The sequence below is a fragment of the Helicobacteraceae bacterium genome (genome assembly GCA_031258155.1).
Lineage (GTDB): Bacteria > Campylobacterota > Campylobacteria > Campylobacterales > SZUA-545 > JAIRNH01.
Window position 1 is genome coordinate 1 of the sequence record JAIRNH010000014.1, and the last position, 19,586, is coordinate 19,586.

15 protein-coding genes are annotated in these 19,586 nt (G+C 50.5%); 6 read left to right on the forward strand and 9 right to left on the reverse strand.

Translation table 11 applies throughout. The features are described from left to right. Positions 1-1,621 precede the first annotated feature (1,621 nt). From LBF86_01865 to LBF86_01875, 3 genes are all read left to right on the forward strand, one after another. Complete coding sequence (locus tag LBF86_01865; GenBank protein ID MDR0664257.1) at positions 1,622-4,126, forward strand: hypothetical protein; 2,505 nt, start codon at positions 1,622-1,624, stop codon at positions 4,124-4,126. Positions 4,127-4,309: 183 nt separating this feature from the next. Continuing rightward, positions 4,310-4,501 (forward strand): 50S ribosomal protein L28, encoded by a 192-nt coding sequence (gene rpmB, locus LBF86_01870; protein MDR0664258.1) that lies wholly within the window; start codon positions 4,310-4,312, stop codon positions 4,499-4,501. Between the two features lie 98 nt (positions 4,502-4,599). Then, positions 4,600-5,721, forward strand: a complete 1,122-nt coding sequence (locus LBF86_01875; protein ID MDR0664259.1) for an NAD-binding protein — start codon at positions 4,600-4,602, stop codon at positions 5,719-5,721. A 279-nt stretch (positions 5,722-6,000) separates the two neighbouring features. Here the strand turns inward: LBF86_01875 and LBF86_01880 are convergent, their stop codons facing one another. The 5 genes from LBF86_01880 to LBF86_01900 all read right to left on the reverse strand — a co-directional run bounded on the left by LBF86_01880 (position 6,001) and on the right by LBF86_01900 (position 12,341). Further along, positions 6,001-6,936, reverse strand: coding sequence for an RluA family pseudouridine synthase (locus LBF86_01880; protein ID MDR0664260.1), 936 nt, complete (start codon positions 6,934-6,936; stop codon positions 6,001-6,003). A 511-nt stretch (positions 6,937-7,447) separates the two neighbouring features. Continuing rightward, positions 7,448-8,074 (reverse strand): YiiX family permuted papain-like enzyme, encoded by a 627-nt coding sequence (locus tag LBF86_01885; protein MDR0664261.1) that lies wholly within the window; start codon positions 8,072-8,074, stop codon positions 7,448-7,450. Between the two features lie 77 nt (positions 8,075-8,151). Next, positions 8,152-8,799, reverse strand: a complete 648-nt coding sequence (locus tag LBF86_01890) for a DUF4276 family protein (GenBank protein ID MDR0664262.1) — start codon at positions 8,797-8,799, stop codon at positions 8,152-8,154. Next, entirely contained in the window at positions 8,792-9,835 is a 1,044-nt protein-coding gene (locus LBF86_01895; protein ID MDR0664263.1) for an AAA family ATPase, read from the reverse strand. The genes LBF86_01890 and LBF86_01895 overlap by 8 nt, the downstream gene beginning before the upstream one ends. Before the next feature lie 112 nt (positions 9,836-9,947). Continuing rightward, positions 9,948-12,341: a ribonucleoside-diphosphate reductase subunit alpha gene (locus LBF86_01900; GenBank protein ID MDR0664264.1), complete on the reverse strand. Its 2,394-nt coding sequence runs from the start codon at positions 12,339-12,341 to the stop codon at positions 9,948-9,950. Between the two features lie 546 nt (positions 12,342-12,887). On the opposite strand from LBF86_01900, the gene rpe reads away from it, so the two are divergent. After that, entirely contained in the window at positions 12,888-13,526 is a 639-nt protein-coding gene (rpe, locus tag LBF86_01905; protein ID MDR0664265.1) for a ribulose-phosphate 3-epimerase, read from the forward strand. Further along, on the forward strand, positions 13,523-14,137 hold the full coding sequence (locus LBF86_01910; GenBank protein MDR0664266.1) for a phosphoribosylanthranilate isomerase: 615 nt from the start codon (positions 13,523-13,525) through the stop codon (positions 14,135-14,137). The genes rpe and LBF86_01910 overlap by 4 nt, the downstream gene beginning before the upstream one ends. Before the next feature lie 142 nt (positions 14,138-14,279). Here the strand turns inward: LBF86_01910 and truB are convergent, their stop codons facing one another. The 3 genes from truB to LBF86_01925 form a co-directional block, all read right to left on the reverse strand. Further along, positions 14,280-15,116 (reverse strand): tRNA pseudouridine(55) synthase TruB, encoded by an 837-nt coding sequence (truB, locus tag LBF86_01915; protein ID MDR0664267.1) that lies wholly within the window; start codon positions 15,114-15,116, stop codon positions 14,280-14,282. Between the two features lie 9 nt (positions 15,117-15,125). Continuing rightward, on the reverse strand, positions 15,126-16,010 hold the full coding sequence (locus tag LBF86_01920) for a hypothetical protein (protein MDR0664268.1): 885 nt from the start codon (positions 16,008-16,010) through the stop codon (positions 15,126-15,128). A 74-nt stretch (positions 16,011-16,084) separates the two neighbouring features. Further along, complete coding sequence (locus tag LBF86_01925) at positions 16,085-16,294, reverse strand: uracil-DNA glycosylase (GenBank protein ID MDR0664269.1); 210 nt, start codon at positions 16,292-16,294, stop codon at positions 16,085-16,087. Positions 16,295-16,359: 65 nt separating this feature from the next. Between LBF86_01925 and gyrA the strand changes: the two genes are divergently transcribed. Further along, positions 16,360-18,825: a DNA gyrase subunit A gene (gyrA, locus tag LBF86_01930; protein MDR0664270.1), complete on the forward strand. Its 2,466-nt coding sequence runs from the start codon at positions 16,360-16,362 to the stop codon at positions 18,823-18,825. 116 nt (positions 18,826-18,941) lie between these two features. Here gyrA and LBF86_01935 read toward each other — a convergent pair. After that, positions 18,942-19,586 (reverse strand): hypothetical protein (locus tag LBF86_01935; GenBank protein ID MDR0664271.1); only part of this gene is annotated, 645 nt, incomplete at its 5' end.

Consider the following 19,586-nt stretch of genomic DNA (forward strand, 5'->3'; position numbering starts at 1 on the left):
ATCGGCGAGTGCGGCGCGGACGTCAAAAAGGTTCGCCTCGCGCTTGAAAACGCCGTTTCGTCTATCGCGTAAATCGGCGTTTGAGTTTTTTTGGCGAGGATAGTTTCGCGAAGGCGCGAAGGCGCGCGCGATCGCTCAAAACAAACGCGCCTTTCCCGTCATTCCCGCGCGGAGCGATAGGGCGTTCTCCCGCCCGTAATCGAAGGCGGGTATCCAAACGCGCCGAAGGCGTAAAAAGTTCGCGTCATTCCCGCCTCCTTCTCGTCATTTCCGCGTAGGCGGGAATCCACCCCCAATGATAATCAAAAAGATGGATTCCCGCTTACGCGGGAATGACGAAAGTATGGATACCCGCCTTTCTGCGCGCCTAGCGCTCCTGCCCGCGCGGGCGCTTCGCGGGAACGACGAGAGAGGGGCGGGAATGACAATGAGCGTTATATCGCCAGCTTCCCGTCATACCCGCGAATGCGGGTATCCATCTTTGATGATCGTTGTTGTGGATTGCCGCCTTTCTGCGCGACTACGGGCGGAAGAGCGGACGCTTTGCGGGTTGACGGGAAGGGCGCAAGAATAATTTTACCGCGCCGTAAACGCGAAAAATATAATAGATTTCAATTTAGCGCGTTTAATTTAAGGATTGTCGAACTACAATTCTGTTAATGATAACATTTATTGTTATCTAAATCTCAATCTTAAAGGATACGTTCATGAAAGCGTTCCAAGCGTTACCGCGACTCCCGCGAAACGGGTTTTATACGCCAAACGGCTCCAGCGAAAAGTTTAACGCCTCCGACGTTAAACGCGCTAAGCGAGCAAAGCTATCAAGCTACGTTTTAGGTTTGTTCGGTTTATTAAAGCCGCGCGATTTATTTAAATCGCGGGCTTTAACTAGTTCGGAGGTTTCAATACAGCCTTTAACGCGAGCTTCCATTAGTTCAAGGGTTTCAATACAGCCTTTAACTAGTTCGGAGGTTTCCGTTAGTTCGCGCCCTTCCATACGCCCTTTAACCAACTCAAAGGCTTCAGCTTTGTTTAAGTTTGGAAATCCTCTCTCTCTCTCTCTCTCTCTCTCTCTCTCTGGATCGCTAACCTATTTCTAGCGCTAACCTTAACCGGTTGCGATCTAGCGGGCGGATCGTCGAACGGCTCGGACGAAGAGAAAAACAAAGAGCATGACGCGAGCGTCTATACCGTCAGTTTCTACGACGACAGGCTCGATCTAATCGACAGCGAAGAGCATAGCCCGTTAGATACGATCTATGTCGCCAATCGCTGCAACGGCGCTTGCTATAGAGGAAACGAAGCCTACGTAATTACGGGTTATCAGGTCGTAAGCGGCAATATCAACTACTACGCCGCCCCTAACGTTCACGAGATACGCGACGAGATAGACCTAAACGACGTTCGCAACGATCTTACCGGCAAACATATTCTGCTAAACGATATAACCCTTACGCAAAAAACGCTCGATCCAGAGCATGGCTGGCTTCCTATCGGCGCTAGCGGCGCTTCTTTTCTAGGCGTTTTTAGCGGCGGCGGGTATAAGATAAGCGGTCTATGGATCGACAGACCCTCCGATAACGCCGGTCTTTTCGGAACTCTTGGTTTAACCACCGTATCCGTGAACGAACCGCAGATAAAAAATCTGGGCGTTATCGCCGACGGCGAGGTAAAAGGATTGACAGTCGGCATTATAGCGGGGACTCTATACCAGGGCTCGATTATTACCAACAGCTACGCTATCGGCAGCGTCGTCGGAAACTCGAACGCCGGCGGTATCGCCGGAAACGCGGGCGCCGGCAGCGCGATTGAAAACAGCTACTCCGGCGGATATATCGCCTCCATTGGTTCCGGATCCACGAGCGCGGCGGGCGGCATAGCGGGAAGCGCGAGCGGCGATATTGCCAACTGCTACTCTACGGCGGACGTCGTTAGCGCCGCCGGTAGGGCGGGCGGTATCGCGGGAGGGCAAGGCGGCGATATCGAATATACCTACGCCCTGGGAACGGTTAGCGGCGCCGCTTCTTCCGCGGGCGGCATTTCCGGAAACAACGGCACGGCGGACGCTATAACTCGGTATAACGCCGCGATTAACGAATCGGTTAGCGCGACAAGCGCCAAACGCGTAACGCAATTAGTAACAAGCGCTACGACGCACAACTTCGCCAGAAGCGATATGCTGATAAACGGCGACGCCGTATCCGACGGCAACGCTGGAAACGGATCTGGCAAAGCGCTTAGCGCGTTTAAGAAAAAAGAGACCTATTCATATAGCGTAGCCGGCGGCGGTTTAGGCTGGTCTTTTGGCGAGGATGATAACGCTCCGTGGGTATATGTGGAAAACGACTATCCAAAGCTCTATTGGCAGAAGGATAGCCGCCACGTTACAAACGCGAGCGTTCCTAATATAACCGCTCAACCCCAAAACGCCGCATATACCGAAGGCGCCACAGCCGCTCCTATTAGCGTTAGCGTAGCTCCGCTTACCGACGGCGGGAGTTTATCGTATCAGTGGTATAGCTCTAAAACCAACGATACTAGCGCGGGAGTAGCTATCAAGGGCGCGAGAGGCGCCAGCTATATCCCTCCCGCCGCTTCCGATAAATTGGGTTACAACTACTACTACGTTGTAGTTACCAATACCAACCTAAACGCCGGCGTTCGCAAAATGGCGAAAGTAGTTAGCCAAGCGGCTAGAGTAGAGGTTAGCAAGCATATTGGCGCCGAGCCGCCCGTTATTACCGACGATCTGCAACTTAGCTCGGACGGCAACCTTACTATAACCGCCAAGTCTAACGACGGAGGAACAATCTATTATCAGTGGTATAGAGGCGGAACAAATAGCGTTTACGACGGAGAGCTTCAAGCCGTCAATCAAACGGGCAGATACGCTCCGACAAGCGACGACGGAACGTTCTACTACTACGCGATAGTCGTAAATCACAACGACAACGTTCCCGGCGAGATAAACGCTACGCTTGTTAGCGCTATAGTAAAACTGCATAAGGGCGACTATACGCTTAGATTCTACGACGCCGATCTAAACCTTGTCCATACGGAAACTATCGCGACGACGACGGCGGATCTCTCAAGCATATCGCATACGCTTTCAAATATCTATGAGGCGCTAGGCGAAAGCGATCTGATCGCCGAGTCAAGCTACGCCCTAAGCTACGATACCAACTTCTACGCAGTTAGCAAGGTTACGGAGCTACAATCGCAAGCGGATATGATCCAGTTCTACAAAAATACCCAATCGACCGTCTCCTCCGTTAAAAGCGCCGCCTTAAGCGGCAGATATATCCTGCTAGGCGATATAACGCTGAGGGAGGCGTGGACGTCGATCGGAGTTAACGGCAGCGCGTTTAGCGGTATCTTTAACGGAAACGGACATAAGATACGCGCTTCGTCCATCGTTCCAAGCGGTTCTAGCTACGCCGGTCTTTTCGGGTATATTAGCGGCGGCAAAGTAAGAAATCTTGGCTTAGAGGTTAGCGGCGAGATTAGCGCTTCTCAGTATGCCGGAGGTATCGCGGGGTATGTAACAGGCTCGGCGGCGCTTATCGAGAACTGCTACGTTAAGGCGAATATAAGGACTTCCTCCAGCTATGCGGGCGGTATAACGGGAGGCTTGCTCTCAAACGGCGCAATTAAAAATAGCTACTTTATCGGAAACGTTAGAGGAACCGAGGGCGTCGGCGGTATCGCGGGGTATGTAAACCAAGCGTCGGTTACCAATAGCTACGCGGTTGGAAACCTTATCGGCGATAGCGCGTCGAGCGGCTATGTCGGCGGTATAGCGGGGAGGTTGAATATACCTAGTAGCAACCCTAATGTTATACAAAACAACGCCGCGATTATCTCGTCGATTACGACTAACGTCTCCACTGACGTAAATCGCGCGGTGGGCGGCAGCGCGACACACGTGTCGGACAATATCGCGTTAGCCGCTATGACGATAAACGGCTCGACCAAAGCCGACGACGCTAACCTTAACGGAACAGGCAAGACGGATAGCGATCTTAAATCGCAATCGACCTACGAGGCTTTGGGGTGGGACTTTACTAACGTTTGGAAAATGCCGGACGGCGGCGGCTATCCAATCCTTAAATGGGAGCGCCCGTAACCGATCGATAGTCGATCGGCGCTTCCTTGCCGATCGTAATTAAACGTCGCAAACTCCCGCGCGCGCGGCGCGCGGGAGCTTATTTTCCCCGCCGCGCCGTAGGGCGTTTGGCTAACGCATTGAGCGCTAAGGTCTTCTTCGCTAAAATCCGCGCTTATTTTTCTGAAAAAACAAGGAAAAAATATGTCAAGAAAATGCGCCGTTACGGGCAAAAGCCGTCAAGTAGGCTACAAAGTCAGCCACGCCAACAACAAGGCGAAGCGAGTGTTTAACGTCAATCTGCGCGTCGTTCGCATTACGCTTGAAGACGGTTCTACCCGCAAAGTTAGAGTCGCGGCTTCCACGCTCCGCACGCTCCGCAAAACTTCAAAGTGATCGTTCTCCCAAAACATAAGTTTTGGGGGCGGGTCGCCTTTTGTCGATACAGCCGATTTATTCCATAATACTCGCGCGAGGAATGGAATCGAGTCCGAATGTTTAACCGAGTAAAAAAGTTTCTTCACTGGCAGAGCGCGTCGAGTCCGGAAATGAATGTGGACGGCGAAATATACGATCATCTGCGCCCTTTTCGCATTCCGCTTATTATGCTCGTGCTGGTTACGATGTTCGGCACGCTAGGATATGTGATAATCGACAATATGTCGTTGATCGACGCCTTCTATCAAACCGGCATCACTTTTACCACCGTAGGTTTTGGCGAGATTGCGCCTATTTCATATACGGGTCGCGTATTTACCGTTGCGTTGATCGTGCTTGGGTTTGGTATCTTTACCTTCTCTTTGGGTATGCTAAACGAGGTTTTAGGACGCGGCAAGCTAATCTATCTTTTTAAGGAGCGATCGATGCTCTACAAAGTCGCAAGGCTGAAAAATCATTTCGTCATCTTCTTTCACAACGAATACGCCGCGGAGCTTGGCAAACAACTTCGCGCCGCGCACGTGCCGTTTGTCGTGGTTGACGGAAGCGAGGGCTTTAAAGACGAGGCGGAACAGAACAAGTTCCCCTACTATATCAACGAGGCGCCGCACCTAGACAGCGCTATTTTGAAATCGCACCTTTCAAGCGCCAAAGGCGCAATCTGTCTATCCAAAAACGTTTCGGACAACATAGCGATGATCAGCTCTTTGCGCCTTTACGAGCGCGAGATTGGGCGCAAGCCGTTTAGGATATTGGTAAGTTGCGAAAACCAAAGCGACGCGGAGAAGCTCAAAAAGTTGGGCGCCGACAACGTGGTTAGTCCCACTAGATTGATGGCGCAACGCCTTAGCACAATCGCGCTTCGCCCCGAAATGGAGAATATGCTAGAGAGCTTTCTGTATCGCCGCGACACGCCGTTAGATATGGAGGAGATTGAAGTGCCGCGTAAAAGCTGGGTTATTTTTAAGCGGCTCAAAGAGACTCACCTGCGCGAAATCACCCGCGTAAGCGTCGTGGGCATCAAGGAAAAAGACGGCAAGTTTTTGCCGATGCCGGACGGCGACGCTCAGATAATGATCGATTCTAGAATGATCATTATCGGAACAAGCGAAGGCATCGGTTACTTCAAAAAACTTATTCGCAAAGAAGATAAACCGGAGGAGCTAAGATATATTTGATAGCGCCGAGCAATTAAAAACAAACGCCGTTTTTGCAAAGCGGGAGCGAAAATTATAGGTCTCGCTCTTCGAGCGCGCGGACTGAAACTTGTTTTACGATTTAGGCGCGCAAGCGCGGGGAGGCGGATGCTTAACGAATAGCTCGCTAACCTGAAACGACGCAGGAGTTTTTACTAGAGCTTGCCTAGCTTCATATTTAACGCTACGCGCGTATGGATCGTTTTCGCTAAAGTCCGCGCGGCTTTTGAAAAACGCGATCCGTAAAAGAACTCGACTAAATTAGCGCGCAACGTCGGTTTTCACGGCGCGCAACAGAGCCGCTTTATCAAAATCGACGCGGCTTTTAATAAAAAAACGCGATCCGTAAAAGAACTCCACCGAATCTGCGTGAAGCATTAGACGATCCGCGCCCGTTTTGGCGACGCGATCTGCGCGTTTAAGCGTCTTGTCTAGCCACGATCGCGCCGTTTCAACGTCCGCGCCGTAAAGCGCGTCGCCCAAGATCGGAGCGCCGATATGTTGTAGATGAAGGCGAATTTGGTGCGTTCTGCCGCCGATTGGAAACGCCTCGATCAACGTCGCGTCCAGATCGGCAAAGTATCTTAGCGGGTTAATCAGCGTTCTAGCCTCTTTTCCTTGCGAGAAACTAATCGCTCCCATAACTTTGGGTAGGCCGAGTTTATCGTTGCGCTCTTTAGAGCCTACCGCGATCGGCGCGTCGATTAGCCTTTTGGTTTTGATCGCTCCTCTAACAAAGGCGAGATAGGTTTTCTTAGCAAGTCGGGACGCAAACTGATCTTTAATTGCCGCTTCGGTCTTTTCGTCGCGCGAAACCACGATTAGCCCGCTTGTTTCTCGATCCAGACGATGGCATAGCTGCGCTTTCGCTCCGAAGATCGCCTTTGCGTCGTCAAGCAGCGTCGAGTCGCAGTCAAAGCCGTTTGGGTGCGTCAAAATGCCTGAGGGCTTTTCAAAAACGGCGAAGCTCGACGCTATAAAAAACGGCTTTAAGCCGCTTGGCTTCGCGTAGAAAACAAGCGCGCTTAACGCGCCCTCAACCTCCGTTTTAATCGCTAGTTTCTCGCCGTTTAACTTTACCCTGCCTTTGTCGATTAGCCGTTGCGCCTTAGCGCGATCGATATTCAGCGCCTCCGTTAGAGCGAAAACCGCTTTTGTAGGACGAGTTAATGTAATTTCGTATAGTTTATAAGGCACTTTTTTATCCGAACGCATTATATTACGACCGCGCCAAAGCGTTATTCGCAAAGCCGTTAATAAGCGCCTATCTGTAAATGAATTAGTCTATGTTAATCCGAGCGATTGCAAGAAGGCTATATCCAGACGCTTATGCGGCAAGGAGCGTTTCGGTCCGCGCGATCGGTAGGGAGCAAGACGCAAGGCTCGACGCTTATTCCAACATATAACGCTTGTTTTATGGCGGGTTATACCGCGTTTTTTTATTATTGTCATACGCGATACGCGCAATTTTCAATAGATCGCCGTTTAATTTTGTCGTCATCCCGCGCGGAGCGATAGAAGCGCAAAGCGCTTCGTAATCGTAGGCGGGTATCCATCTTTTAATGATCCTTGTTATGGATTCCCGCCTTCGCGGGAATGACAAGAATGCGGATTTCCGCTTTCCCGAGCGCCCTATTACGCGTCTTGCGCTCCTATCGGAACGGTCGGATAACGGCGCGCGCGATCGTTAAGAAGCGCGGCGCGGGTATTAACGGCAATCCGACGGGCATACCTCAACAAGATCGAGCAGATCGCTATTAAATATAGCCGCCGGCGATATAACTACCTCGTCAAGCGGGATACGCTCGCCGTAGCGCTCTTTTAATTTCAGTTTTACAGGCTCGGCGCTTAGGTCAAAATCGCCGAGTTTTTGGAGTTTTCCAATCTCGATATTCGCGCCTTGAGCGTAGATTTTCCAGACAAGTTCCGAGCAGTAGATTTTCTCGTCGCTCCACTCAAACGCCAGATCGTAATCCCTACCGCTAAATTTTTTGCCCGTCTCTTTTAATTTCGATAGCGTTTGCGCGTTCAGAATATCGTCCGCGTTTTTTAATCTTTTGATCGCGTATTCGCCGTTTTTGCCTCTTTTTATCCATGTTTCAAGCGGCGTCATTCTGACGGTTTTGACCGCCTCGAACACATAAAACTTGCCGTTTTCCTCAAAAATCAGCCCCGCGTGCGAATACTCGGATTTCGTAGCGAGCCGAATAGCTTCGCTCTGGCTGGAAAGCGAGGTTTGAAAGATAATATCGCCCTCTTTTATCTCGCGATCGCCGCCGCGCGATCGATCGCAAAACAATGCCAGCACAACAAAGACTAAAGCTATTTTGCCCAAAGCGACGCCTTTTTGTATTAAACCGCGATTATACAACTTCGCGGCGTTTGCGCCGAGCGTAACGAATGTGCGGGAGTTTAACAATTTGAGAGCTTCAAAATTTCTGCGATCCACTCGTCGAAATGATTGCTTGAAGACCTAAGCGCGTCTAAACCAATATCCTTCGCGATAACGCGAGCGTAATAGATTTTATTGTATCGTCTGCCATAATTACTGAATAGATCGCAAATTCTCTTTGACGGCGCCCCCGTTTCAGAATTATTTATCGAATCAATATCGTCGCCGAATTCATCGATAACTTTTTGCATATCTTTTGCCAACGCCGATTCGCCAATTTTTTCGGCGCATATCGCGGGGCTGCTAAAAAGTAGCGTTTCAAATTCGTGTTTTTGTATATATGGAATAAATTTTTGAGAGTTAAAATGATGACGCATCTCCGCTTCGATTTGTTCAACAGTTCTTCCGGCGCTTTCCTTAAAACCGTAATAATCATACATTGTAGTTACATAATCAAAACTATTTAGCAATCTATTTACCTCTTTTGCAACATTTTGCAAACCGATATTGCCGCCGCCGCGATATTTTTTGCCGTTATTTAATCGTTTTGTCGTAATTACGATCGGTTGTATATCTATACATTTTTCTTGGAAGTAGGGCTTCAAAACGACCTCGCAAAACTCTTGCTCCGTCTGTCCCTCGACAGAAATTGCCAGTCGTTTATGCATACGAGGGATTCCCCCCGATTAAATTCTTTTGCCACAACTCTCCAACATCGTAATCTTCCAACCAAGAGGCATATTCTTCTTCGTTGAGACGATTAAAGACGGAGGCGTTTTCTACTCTATTCGCCACAATTATTTCCGATGCGAAAAAACAACTTGCAAACGTCGTCGATTGGGTGGTGGCAATAATCTGCGTCTTTCCCGACGCTACTCTAAAAATACTCGCCAGCAGATTAAGGGCCGCAGGATGCAATCCAAGCTCCGGCTCGTCGAGCAAGATCGTTTTCGGCAAAGCCGGTTGCAAGAGAAGGGTCGCCAAGCAAATAAAACGAAGCGTGCCGTCGGACAAATCGCTCGCGTCAAAATAATCGTCGCTTCCCTTATGTTTCCATTTTAAGCGAATCGTATCCTCGTTAGCCGCCTCGGGTTCTAATATAAAGTCATGTAAAAATGGCGCGATTCGTTGAACCGATGTAAGTATCTCTTCGTAATCGCGGTCGTTATGCTCTTTTATGTTCCGCAAAAAAGCCGCTATATTTTTCCCGTCCGCCGATAGCGATCTGTTGTCGTTTATATTGGCGGTTTGTTTCATTGGAGAGGACGAGCCTGTATCATGAAAATGATAGATTTTCCAGTCGTTAATATATTGAATAATATACTGGTGAATGGCGTAGTTCCGAAGTTGTGATTCTCGGCTGCCTTTACTATCAATTTGATGGGTTTTGTCTCCGCCTAGATAGTTAATAGCGCTCCCGTGAAACTTTGCCTCTTCTTTCTTAAAAATTAACCCGTCCGCGTTATCTGGAATCATTGTTGCCGCGTATTCGTTCGGAGAGAAAAATAATCTAAAATACAGTTGTTGGGTAGTTTTTTTTCCAAAAAACAGCAGTTTGTTCGCTCCGCCGCGCGCGGCGATATATAGCTCTAACTCTTTGTTGATCAAATTTCTCATAAAAGAAAAAAAACCGATAAAATTACTTTTTCCCGCGCCGTTCGCGCCGATAAGTACATTAATGGAACCGAACTCGATATCAAGCATTTTAATAGATTTGTAACCTTGAAGGATTAACCGATTTAGCGCGCCAATTTGTCCCACGATCCCCTCGCCGCGTTTATAAAACTCATATTAGCCTCCCTCGGATCGGCTAAAGTTATTGGCAGCCGTCGCATTCGACGCTTCTGTCGATCGGTTTTGGCGCTTCGTCTTTGAACTCCGGACTTTCGCTTCGCAGATAATAGACGCTTTTAAGCCCCAGTTTCCACGCCAACTGATATACCTCGCTTAAACGCTTGCCCGTAGTTTCGCCGATCTTGAAAAACAGATTGAGGCTCTGCCCCTGATCGATCCACTTTTGACGGATCGCGGCGGCTTTGACGAGTAGCGTCTGATCCAGCTCGTAAGCGGGCGTGTAATAGTTCCACGTTTCGGGCGTAAGTTTCGGAGCGACGGCGGCGATCATGCCGCTTAGGTTCTCCTCGAACCATTTGCGTTTATAGATCGGCTCGATCGCCTGCGTAGTGCCAATCAGGATCGAAATCGAGCTTGTGGGCGCGATCGCCAGCAGATGCCCGTTTCTTATCTTCTGCCGCCTGACTTTTTCGCGCAACTCCTCCCAGTCGTAGGCCAGCCCAAAAAGCCCGCCGCGATCGACGAGTTTCAACGCCTCCTTATTAGCCGCGTCGATCGGCATAACGCCCCGCGACCACTTGCTTCCCTCGTAGTTCTCATACGCGCCTTTTTCCACCGCTAGATCGCACGAGGCGTTAATCGCGTTGTAGCTGATCGTCTCCATTATCTCGTCGATTGTCCGCAGATGCTCCTCGCCGCCCCACTCTATCGCGCGCGTCGCTAAAAACTCCGTCTCGCCCATCACGCCAAGCCCGATCGCGCGCGTTTTCAAATTGGTCGCTTTAACCTTTGCTAACGGATAAAAGTTAAGATCGATCACATTATCCAGCATTCGCACCGCGATCGGCGTTACGCGCTCTATCTCCTCTTTGGTATTGATTCTCGCTAGATTGACGCTCGCTAGATTGCACACCGCCGTCAGCCCGCTTCGGGCTACCTTCTCCACGGCATAAACCTTGCGCCCTTGCAGGGTATCGAGCGAGCTAATTTTGTTGGCGGGTTTTTTCACGCCCTCGTCGGTGGCGATCGTATCCTCCTCCGCGCGCTCCTCGAAACCGCCGTCGTCAAACATAATCCGCACCGCGTACTCGTTCGGCGCGGTGTTTTGGAAAATCTCGGTGCAGAGGTTGGAGCTTCGGATCGTTCCTACGTGGTTATTTGGGTTGCTCTCGTTCGCCGCGTCCTTAAAGCACAAAAACGGCATGCCCGTTTCAAAGTAGCTGAGCAAAATCTTCTTCCAGAGGTCTTTTGCCTTGATATAGATTCTCGGAATATCGCGATCGGCTTCATAGGCGATATAGGCGTTTTCAAACGCCTCGCCGTAAAGATCGGTTAGATCGGGAACGTTAAACGGATCGAAAAGCGCCCAATCGCCGTCGCTCTCGATTCGCTTCATAAACAGATCGCATATCCACAGCGCGGGGAAAATATCGTGCGTCCTGCGCCGCTCCTCGCCGCTGTTTTTGCGCAGATCGAGGAAATCTAGCACGTCTTTATGCCACGGCTCGATATAGACGGCGATCGCGCCTTTGCGCGTGCCAAGCTGATCGACCGCCACCGCCAGATCGTTTGTGATCTTCAAAAACGGCACCACGCCGCCCGCCGCGTTTTTATGCCCGTCGATAAAACTGCCGCCGGAGCGCACCTTTGACCAGTCCCAACCCACGCCGCCGCCGTATTTGCTAAGCAGCGCCATCTCTTTATATCCGTCGAAAATGCCCTCGATATTATCGGGCGTGCTGCCGACGAAGCACGAGCTAAGTTGATGGCGCGGCGTGCGAGCGTTGGATAGCGTCGGAGTCGCCGCCATCACCTCGAACTTGGATAAAACGTCGTAGAACTTCTTTGCCCACCCCTGCCGATCGGCTTCGTTTTGCGCGAGAAACATCGCCACCGCCATAAACATCTGTTGCGGCAACTCGATTGGCTCGTTGTTGCGGTTTTTTAGCAGATAGCGATCGTAAAGCGTTTTGATCCCAAGATAGGTAAATTGATAGTCGCGCTCAGGTTTGATATAGCGCCCTAGATCGTCGAGATCGTATTTCGCGCCCAAACCCTTGAGAATGCGCCCCTCGCGCTCGCCCACCTCAAAGTAGCGTCTAAGCGGAAGATACGCCTGCCCCTTAACCCCCATCGTCGCCTTGCCGACTCTGTGATAGAGATCGTAGATAAAAAGCCGCGCGGCTACGAACGTCCAATCGGGGCGATCGACGTCGATCTTATCGGCGGCGGTATGAATAAGCGTCTGCTGAATATCGGCGGTGCTTATGCCGTCTCTAAATTGCAGTTTAGCGTCCAGTTCAAGCTCGGACTGATCCACGTTGTTAAGCCCCGCCACGCTATCGGCGGTAAACTTTTGAATCTTGGCGATCTCAAGGGCTTCTCTTCGTCCGTCGCGCTTTATAACCGTGATCATTTTAGCGGGCTTCCTTGTTCTATATGGAAGCGCAATCTTAACTCACGAAGGCTTTCTAGGGCGGGTAAGTTATCTGTAAAAACCGTTGGCGCGTCTGATTGAGCGCGCCGCCGCCGACGCTCTGGCGATCGCGCCTTGCGCAAGGCGAAAGACGCGTAAATTCGCGAATTTCGCCTCCAAACTTACCCGATCGCTTAAGTTTTACGCCGCTAGAAAAATCAACACAGAGGATTCCCATTTGAATCGCACAAGCGATTACGCGCTTTAAGCGCCTACTTTTAGCCCGCGCGGAGGCGCGGCGTAACGGCGAGCCGTTTTCGCTATTTTTTACAGTAGCGGTCGATACGCCTCGCCGTTAGCGCAAAATATGGCAAGCGAGGATAAACCGATTCGCTCCGCCTATATCGCAAGCGGCGCGCCTCCCGGCGGTTAAACCGGCAAATTAAAACAACGCTCGATCGGGGGGCGCTAAGCCTCCTTGGCGACTAGGTTTTGACGCGCTTAATTTTCGTTTTGGCACACTAGCGCTCGCGATAAAGGAAACGTATGCTGATCGCTCCTAGTATTCTTTCGGCTGATTTCGGCTCTCTCGCTAACGAGGTTAAAAACGTTTGCGATCTTGGCGCTGATTATGTGCATATAGACGTAATGGACGGACATTTCACGCCAAACCTCACAATCGGTCCCGTCGTTGTCGCGGCGGCGGCAAAGGCGGCTAACAAACCGCTGGATATTCATCTGATGGTGGAAAACGTTCCGTTTTTCGTCGAGCTTTTCGCGCCGATTAAACCTGAATTTTTGAGCTTTCATATCGAGGAGGAGAAACACCCGCACCGCCTGATTTCGCGCGTTCGCGATCTAGGTATCCGACCGGCGATCACGCTAAATCCGCACACCCCCGAAAGCGCGATCGAGTATCTGCTGGGCGATCTGGATATGGTGTTGCTGATGAGCGTAAATCCGGGTTTTGGCGGGCAGAAGTTTATCCCGTCGGCTTTGGAAAAAACGCGGCGGCTAAAAGAGCTGATCGCCAAGCGAAATCCAAAATGTTTAATCGAGATCGACGGCGGCGTAAACGACAAAAACGCGTCGGCGCTTAAAGAGGCGGGCGCGGACATTCTCGTCGCGGGCGCGTATATCTTTGGCGCGAACGATAGGAAAAAGGCGATCGCATCGTTACGATGAGGGTAAAAATCTGCGGCATTACCAACCTTGACGACGCTTTGTGCGCCTGCGAAGCGGGAGCGGACGCGATCGGCTTTGTGTTCTACGGCAGATCGCCGCGCCTTATTTCGCTTGATACGGCGGCGTTTATATCCTCAAAAACGCCGCCGTTTGTCAAAAAAGTAGGGCTTTTTGTGGAACAATCGCCAAAGGAGATCGACAGAATCTGCTCCCTTGCCAAGCTCGATCTGGCGCAAATCCACGCCGAAGCGGACGATCGATTTTTCGCGCGGCTCAAAACGCCGTTTTTGAAGGTGGTTCGCGCGCGAGAACGCGAGGATATAGAGCGCTTTGGCGGCGAATATCGTCTGATCGACGCTTTCACCGAAAACTACGGCGGCGACGGAAAGCGTCTGCCAATCGAATGGTTTGACGGCGTCGATTGTTCTAAAATTATCTTAGCCGGCGGCTTAAAAACCGAAACGCTCGATATGATCAAGCCGTTTAACTTCTACGGATTAGATATTAGCAGCGGCGTTGAAAAAGCCAAAGGGATAAAAGACCCCGCTTTGATCGCCGAGTTTCTTCGCGCCGCTAAAACCTGCAAGCCTTCGCGAAAACTATTTGAATAAGCGGACAACGCCGCTAAAGACGCAAAAGTAAAAGCGCGCAAACCAAGATTTATATCTTTATCGCGATATAAAATATCGTTTTCTCTTGCGCGCGGAGGACGAAATCGTTTAACGTTTTTATAGGTCGTTTATCGCGGCGACATCAACAAGTTTGCGATCGGCTGACGGCGACGCGCCCTAGCTTATACGAAACCGCGCCGCCGAAAAGGTTAATAATAACGAAAAAGCCTTCGCTTTCAATTAGATAATCGCCGTTTTCTTGAATGGCGAGACTACCGACGCTCAGCCGCTTTCCGCAATACAGATCAGCCCCATCGCCCCAATATTGGTTGCGTTGAAGATCGATAAAATCAAGCGGATTAAGCGGCTTTTCGTTTTCAAAACAAAACCGCCCCTCTTTTAAGCGTTCCAGCGAGCTTAACGCTCCCGCGCAACCTAAACTTAGCGCTATGTCGCGTCCAAGCGATCGCATATAACACCCTTCGCTCGCGGCGGCTTCAAAGGTTAAAAACGGGTGCGCATAGGCGATTGGTTTCAAACTATAAACATTGATTTTGCGCGCTTTCATCTTTACGTTCTCCCCCTTTCGCGCAAGCCTATACGAGCGTTCGCCGTTTATTTTGATCGCGCTGAATATCGGCGGATACTGCTCGCTTTCGCCAACAAAGGCGCTTAGCGTTTCGTCAATCGCTCGCGGCGTTAAACGCGGCGTTGGATCTATTCGCGATATTCGCTCTATATCAAGCGACTCGCTGCGCGCTCCCAACCATAGCGTGGCGCGATATACTTTTGGCGTTTTCGCGAGATAATTAAAAAGTCTCGCGTATTGCCCGAACGCTACGATAAGCGCGCCTTTGGCAAACGGATCTAAAATACCGGAAAAGCCCGCGCTTTTAACGCCGTATTTGCGTTTAAGGCGCGATAGAAAGCCGTTTGAGCCGATAAACGGCGGCTTATAGGCGACGAAAAGGCGATTCATAGGCGAAAATTACGCTTTTTCCACGTAGTTATTCATTAGCTCTTTAAGCGTCTTGTAGAACTTATCAGCATTAAACTCTTTAGGTTTTTGCTTCATTTTTTCCGCTCGTTTTGCGGCGTTTAATAGCCCTTCGCTTAAGTATATTATCTGATCTTCTTTCGCGGCGTTTTTGAGAATGATACTATCGTATTGCTCTATCATATACAAGTCGTTGTCGTCGCCGAGCTTACACGGTTTTACGCCGTCGATGTAGCGCTCGTAGCGCGGATCGTTAAAATCAAAAATATCGTAATGAAAAAACGCCTCCTTGATTGAACCCGCAAGCTGATATTTATATAGATTATTGTTTAGATATTTTTCTATATTGTTAACGCTAAAAAGTATATCCTTGTCGTTTATAGAGTAGAAATAACGGCGCACAAAGTTAAGCCTAAACAGATTGTCCGGTTTAATATAAATTTTCTCGAGCGTTTTGTCAAACAGATTATCGGCTTTCAGCTTTTTTTCGTAGCGATCAATCGCTTTGTCTAACCGAACGTTTTTTGGTATTTTAAGATTACGCCGCCAGTAATTAAGCAGGTAGAGTATCGCGTTTAAAACGATTTTGTATTTGCGTTCGTCGTTAGCCTCGCTAAAGCGATCGTAATCGAAATGCAACGTTAATCTCGCCCTTTTATTAAGCGCGAAAAGATGAGAATCCGACGTTATGTCGTTTTGTTTGTTGAAATCGATCTCTTTTTCCGAGAAAAACAGGAAGTCGGATAAAACCGCGCCCTCGCCGCGACTGTGCGAAGCGAGAAAATCGACATAATACTCTCGCGCTTTTTCCTCGACGCCGCTTCGATCGCCGTCTATATGAACGAAAATATCGTGTTTTGCGTATTTTTCGCGCATGTTATTTTATTTAGATTAGGCGCGATCCGCAAAAACGCGACAGGTTGGCGCTTCTTTCCATGTTGAACCCCCGTTTAAGCTCTAAAACCGCGCTCTTTTTCGCTCTCGTCGCCGCGCGGTTTTTTTTTCGGCGCGAATTCGCGACATCGACGAGCGCCGCTCATAAACACGGTAACGCTAGGCATCTGCGCGCCTTTGAAGCCGAACAGATCGCACGCGTATGGAAAAGCGCTCTCCCACGTGATCCGAAAATAGCGGCATTTGCGGCAGTCAATTCGTTCCATAGCGAGCGTTATCTTAACCTGTTGCCTGTTAAAATCACATTACGACAATCCTTAAAAGGCGTTTTGTGGCAAAAGAAAATCTGACCGATTTTGAAGAAATACAGCCGATCGACATTGAAGAATCCCTCAAAACAAGTTACCTCGACTACTCTATGAGCGTGATTATAGGGCGCGCGTTGCCCGATTTTCGAGACGGACTGAAACCCGTGCATCGCCGAATCCTCTACGCGATGAACGAGCTTAGCCTCTCCGCGCGATCGGCGTATAAAAAATCGGCGCGTATCGTCGGCGACGTGATCGGCAAATACCACCCGCACGGCGATACGGCGGTTTATGACGCGCTGGTGCGAATGGCGCAAAGTTTCTCTATGCGCGCGCCGCTTGTGGACGGGCAGGGCAACTTTGGCTCGGTGGACGGCGATAGCGCCGCGGCGATGCGCTATACGGAAGCGAGAATGACGGCGATCGCCGAAGAGCTACTTGCCGACATCGACAAGGACACGGTGGATTTTATCCCCAACTACGACGACAGCCTTCAAGAACCCGACGTGCTTCCAAGCCGCATTCCGTCGCTCCTCGTCAATGGTAGCGGCGGGATCGCGGTGGGCATGGCTACGAATATCCCGCCGCACAATCTTGGCGAGACGATCGAGGCGCTGATCTATTTGATCGACAATCCCGACGCTACAAGCGACGATCTGATGCGCTTTATTCCCGGTCCCGATTTTCCCACGGGGGGGATTATCTACGGCAAAAAGGGCATAATCGAAGCCTATCAGACGGGACGCGGACGTATTAGGGTGCGAGCCAAAACGCATACGGAGCAGACCGCGAAAAAAGAGATGATCGTTATCGACGAGCTACCCTATCAGGTCAATAAAGCCGCGCTGATTAAATCGATCGACGAACTGGCGAAAGAGAAGCAGATCGAGGGCATAAGCGAGGTGCGCGACGAATCCGACCGCGACGGTATGCGCGTGGCGATCGAACTCAAGCGCGAGGCGATGGCGGAGATTGTGCTAAACAACCTCTATAAATCCACCACGATGACCGTTACCTTTGGAATCATAATGCTAGGCATTCACAATAAGGAGCCGCGCGTTCTGAATCTAGCGGAGTCGCTTACGATCTTTTTAACTCACCGCAAGACGGTCGTTATCCGCCGCACCATATTCGATCTGGAAAAAGCGCGCGCGCGCGCTCACATCTTAGAGGCGCTAAGGATCGCGCTTGATCATATCGACGAGATCGTCGCGCTGATTCGCGCCAGCGCCGATACCGAAAGCGCCAAAGCGGCTTTGAGCGAACGCTTTAACTTTAGCGATCGCCAATCGCAGGCGATACTTGAAATGCGTTTGCAACGTCTTACGGGACTCGAGCGCGACAAGATCGAAAACGAGTATAAAGAGCTATTGGCGCTGATAGAGAAACTAAGCGCGATCCTAAAGAGCGACGATCTGCTAAACAAAACGATCAAAGACGAGTTTTTGGAGATCAAAGCCCGTTATCCAATGCCGCGCTTAACGGCGATCGAGGATGATTACGACGACATAGAGGTAGAGGATTTAATTCCAAACGAGCCGATGGTCGTTACCATAACTCATCGCGGCTATATTAAGCGCGTCAATCTCAAGTCCTACGAAAAACAAAATCGCGGCGGCAAGGGCAAACTCGCCGTAACCACCTACGAGGACGATTTTATCGAGAGCTTTTTTGTGGCGGACACGCACAACACGCTGCTGTTCGTAACCAACAAAGGGCAACTGTATTGGCTCAAAGTTTATCGCATTCCCGAAGCGGGGCGCGGCGCGAAAGGCAAAGCGGTCGTTAATCTGATCAAATTGCGCGAGGACGAGAAAATTATGGCGATTATCCCCGCGACCGATTTTGACAAGAGCAAATCGCTTGTGTTCTTTACCCGCAACGGACTGATCAAGCGCACGAATTTGAGCGAATACGGCAATATTCGCAATGTGGGCGTGCGGGCGATCAACCTCGACGAGGACGACGAGATCGTAACGGCGCAGATCGCCGCTCCCGCCACAAAAGAGATATTTGTTATCACGCGAAACGCGATGAGCATTCGTTTCCCGATCGACGAAGCGCGGGAGCTTGGGCGCGTAGCTAGGGGCGTAACGGCGATCAAGTTCAAAATCGGCGGCGATAGCGTAGTGGGCGCGCTGTTGCTTGAAAGCGACAAAGACGGGATTTTAACCGTGAGCGAAAAAGGGATCGGCAAACAATCGCCCGCGAGCGAATATCGCCTGCAATCGCGCGGCGGCAAAGGCGTAATTACGATGAAACTTACGCCAAAAACCGGCGCGCTTGTAGGCGCGGTGATCGCCGATCCGAAAAAAGAGCTTATGGCGCTTACCGGCGAAGGCAAGATGATCCGCGTCGATATGGAGACGATCCGCAAAGCGGGACGCAACACCAGCGGCGTAATTATCGCTCGCGTGGAGGGCAAGGACAAGGTGGTATCGATCGCCAACTGCCCCAAAGAAGAGCTTGACGAGGAAGAGATCGCCTAACTCTCCGTTATAAATACCGCCTCGATCTAGCGCGCAAGATCGCTCGCAAACGCCTTGATCGCTACGATAAAAGCGGACGACGCTTAGCGCTTATTTCGGAGCGCTAACGCGGCGGGTTAATCGCCCAAAACGCTAACTTCGGTAAAAGTATCGCGATCGGTAGTATCGCCCAAACCAAGCTGACCGTATTTGTTCCTACCCGTCGCGTAAATCTTTCCGTCCTTTGATAGCGCGAGCGAGTGAGCGTCGCCGGCGGATATAGCGCTAATGGCGCTTAAATCAGTAATTTCGCTAAAGGTATCGCGATCGGTTTTATCGCCTAAACCAAGCTGACCTTTATTATTCAATCCGGTAACGTAAATCGCTCCGCCTTTCGATAGCGCAAAGGAGTGAGCGCCGACGGCGAACGCGGCGATAATGTTTTTGTCGCTTAAAGCGCTAATTTCGGTAAAGATTTTGCGATCGGTTTTATCGCCCAAGCCAAGCTGACCGCAGACGTTCCACCCCGCAGCATAAACTTTGCCGTCTTTTGATAGCGCGAGAGAATGGGCGCCGGCGGCGCTCGCGGCGATAATGTTTTTGTCGCTTAAATTGGCAACTTCGGTAAAGGTATCGCGATTAACTCTATCGCCGCTATCGCCCAAACCAAGCTGACCGGCTTCGTTATTTCCCGCCGCATAAACTCTGCCGCTCTTTGATAGCGCGAGGGAGTGAAAGCCGCCGACAGATATAGCGACAATGGTTTTAGCGCTTAAACTTGT

Excerpts from the sequence above, each read along its gene's own strand:
- rpmB (MDR0664258.1), top strand. The coding sequence starts at position 4,310 with ATGTCAAGAAAATGCGCCGTTACGGGCAAAAGCCGTCAAGTAGGCTAC.
- LBF86_01875 (MDR0664259.1), top strand. The coding sequence starts at position 4,600 with ATGTTTAACCGAGTAAAAAAGTTTCTTCACTGGCAGAGCGCGTCGAGT.
- LBF86_01890 (MDR0664262.1), bottom strand. The coding sequence starts at position 8,799 with ATGCATAAACGACTGGCAATTTCTGTCGAGGGACAGACGGAGCAAGAG.
- LBF86_01895 (MDR0664263.1), bottom strand. The coding sequence starts at position 9,835 with ATGCTTGATATCGAGTTCGGTTCCATTAATGTACTTATCGGCGCGAAC.
- LBF86_01900 (MDR0664264.1), bottom strand. The coding sequence starts at position 12,341 with ATGATCACGGTTATAAAGCGCGACGGACGAAGAGAAGCCCTTGAGATC.
- rpe (MDR0664265.1), top strand. The coding sequence starts at position 12,888 with ATGCTGATCGCTCCTAGTATTCTTTCGGCTGATTTCGGCTCTCTCGCT.
- LBF86_01910 (MDR0664266.1), top strand. The coding sequence starts at position 13,523 with ATGAGGGTAAAAATCTGCGGCATTACCAACCTTGACGACGCTTTGTGC.
- truB (MDR0664267.1), bottom strand. The coding sequence starts at position 15,116 with ATGAATCGCCTTTTCGTCGCCTATAAGCCGCCGTTTATCGGCTCAAAC.
- LBF86_01920 (MDR0664268.1), bottom strand. The coding sequence starts at position 16,010 with ATGCGCGAAAAATACGCAAAACACGATATTTTCGTTCATATAGACGGC.
- LBF86_01925 (MDR0664269.1), bottom strand. The coding sequence starts at position 16,294 with ATGGAACGAATTGACTGCCGCAAATGCCGCTATTTTCGGATCACGTGG.